We start from the raw sequence: 2,227 nt of genomic DNA on the forward strand, positions 1-2,227 counted from the left end.
GGTTTGAGCCCCGGATCCGGGTGATCCGGGGCTCAAACCGGCAAGTCGGCGCGGATCGGCGGACGGGTGGCGCGGATCGGCTGACGGGCGGCGCGGATCGGCTGACGGGCGGCGCGGATCGGCGGACGGGGCGGGGTCTCCGTCGGCTGGTCGCGGCCCTGGTCGGCGCGCTGATCGTCCTGGGGCCGGTCTCGCCGGTGGCCGCGGCGCCGTCCCCGGCCGTCCCGACGCCCGCCGAGTCCGCAGCCTGGCTGCAGGACGTCGTGGACGCGCAGGTCGCCGACGCGGCCGGACAGGGCATCCGGCAGAGCGTGGCGGTGGTCGACCGGGCCACCGGCGCGCTGCTTGCGGACAACGGCGGCCGGCGGCAGTACATCTCGGAATCCATCGTCAAGCTGTTCACCGTCGCCTACTACCTGGTCCGGGCGGACGGGCACCCCGACCCGGAGCTGGCGCAGCGGCTGCGCACGATGATCGTCGCCTCGGACGATGCGATCGAGTCGTCCCTCTGGTCGACCGAGATCGTGCCGGCGATGGCCGCCCGCTACGGGCTCGGCGACACCGGCAACGGCCCGCGGACCGGGCCGGACGACTGGGGCTGGGAACTCATCACCGCCGACGACGAGGCCGTGTTCCTCGACCGCATGTCGCAGGATCCGCTGGTCGCGCCGCTGCTGATGGACGCGATGGCCGACGTCCGGCCGATGGGCGCGGACGGCTTCGACCAGGACTTCGGGCTGGACGCGCTGCCCGGCGACCACGGATCGAAGCAGGGGTGGACCGACATCGGCGCCGGCCCGCCGATCCAGGTGCACTCGGTCGGGTGGACCGACCGCTTCTACGTCGCCATCCTGCAGACCTCCGACACGGCCGACGACGACACCATGCGGGCCGCGGCCACCGCGACGGCCGCGGCGATCCGGGCCGCCGGCGAGGGGGCCGGGGGCGGCTGGCCGGCGGTGGGCCGGCAGGTCGCCGCGACCACCCGGGCCCTGGCCGGGGCCCTGATCGGTGGTCCGTCCGGCCGGTGACGCGGGACGCGGGCACTCGCCCCGGCGTCCGGCGGCCCACCCGCATGACACGATGGGCGCCGTGACGAACGGAGCCGCCGCCGACCGGTGTCCCGGCGTGCTGCGGCCGCACCGGGCCCAGGACGGCGCCCTGGTGCGGATCCGGATCCCCGGCGGCCGGATCGACGCGTCCGCGCTGCGGCAACTCGGCGAGGCCTCCGCCCGGTACGCCGACGGCGACGTCCACCTGACCTCCCGCGGCAACCTGCAACTGCGGGGCGTGCGGACCCGCCCGGACGGTGCGGTCGACGACGCGCTGGTCGCGGAGCTGGCCGCGGCCGGCCTGCTGCCGCATCCGACCCACGACCGGGTGCGCAACATCATGTGCTCGCCGCTGACCGGCCTGGCCGGCGGCCGCGCCGACCTGCGCCCGGTGCTGGGTGCCCTGGATGCGGCGATCTGCACGGCCCCGGACCTGGCGACCCTGCCCGGCCCGTTCCGCTTCGCGCTGGACGACGGGCGCGGCGACATCGGCGTCCAGCGGGCCGATCTGGGCGCCGTGGCGGTGGCCGGCGACCGGGTGCGGATCTGGGCGGGCGGGGTCGCCGGCCCCGAGGTGCCGCTCGCGGCCGCGGTCCCCGCGCTGTTCGGCCTCGCCCGGCGGTTCGCCGATCTCGGGTCGACCGCCTGGCACGTCCGCAAACTGCCCGGCGGCGGCCGCCGGTTCCTCGGGCTCCCGGAGAGCGTCGAGGCTGCCGGTCCGGGACCGGTCGCCGCCGCGGGGGAGCCGGTCCGGCCGGCCGGTGACCCCACCCCGCTGGGGGTTCTCGGCCAGGCCGACGGCCGGATGGTGGCGTCCGTCCTGGTGCCGCTCGGCCGGCTGTCCGGGCCGCAGGTGTCGGCCCTGGTCGAGGCGGCCGCGACCGGACGGGGCGGCCGGCTGATCGTGACGCCATGGCGCGGCGTGCTGGTGCCCGACCTGCGGTCGGCGTCGGCGATGGCCGGGCTGGTGGCCCAGGGCCTGATCGACGACGAGGGGTCCGGCTGGCGCGGCGTCACGGCCTGCGCCGGCCCCCGCTGCGCCCGCGGGGCGGGCGCCCCCGGGGCGCCGGCCCGGGCGGTCGCGGCGCGCTCCGGCCGGGGGCCGTCGGTGCCGGTGCACGTCGTGGCCGGCCCGCGGTGCTGCGGCGCGCCCGCCGGCCGGCACGTGCTGGCCA

General features: G+C 78.2%; 2 protein-coding genes. Both read left to right on the top strand.

Annotated elements, in window-relative coordinates:
- The first annotated feature begins 197 nt into the window (after positions 1–197).
- Positions 198–1,031: a hypothetical protein gene (locus ACOJUF_RS25015; RefSeq protein ID WP_420124515.1), complete on the top strand. Its 834-nt coding sequence runs from the start codon at positions 198–200 to the stop codon at positions 1,029–1,031.
- 61 nt (positions 1,032–1,092) lie between these two features.
- Positions 1,093–2,227, top strand: a 1,135-nt coding sequence (locus ACOJUF_RS25020) for a nitrite reductase (RefSeq protein WP_420124516.1), incomplete at its 3' end; no start/stop codon positions are given.

The sequence above is a fragment of the Nakamurella sp. genome (assembly GCF_048594475.1).
Lineage (GTDB): Bacteria > Actinomycetota > Actinomycetes > Mycobacteriales > Nakamurellaceae > Nakamurella.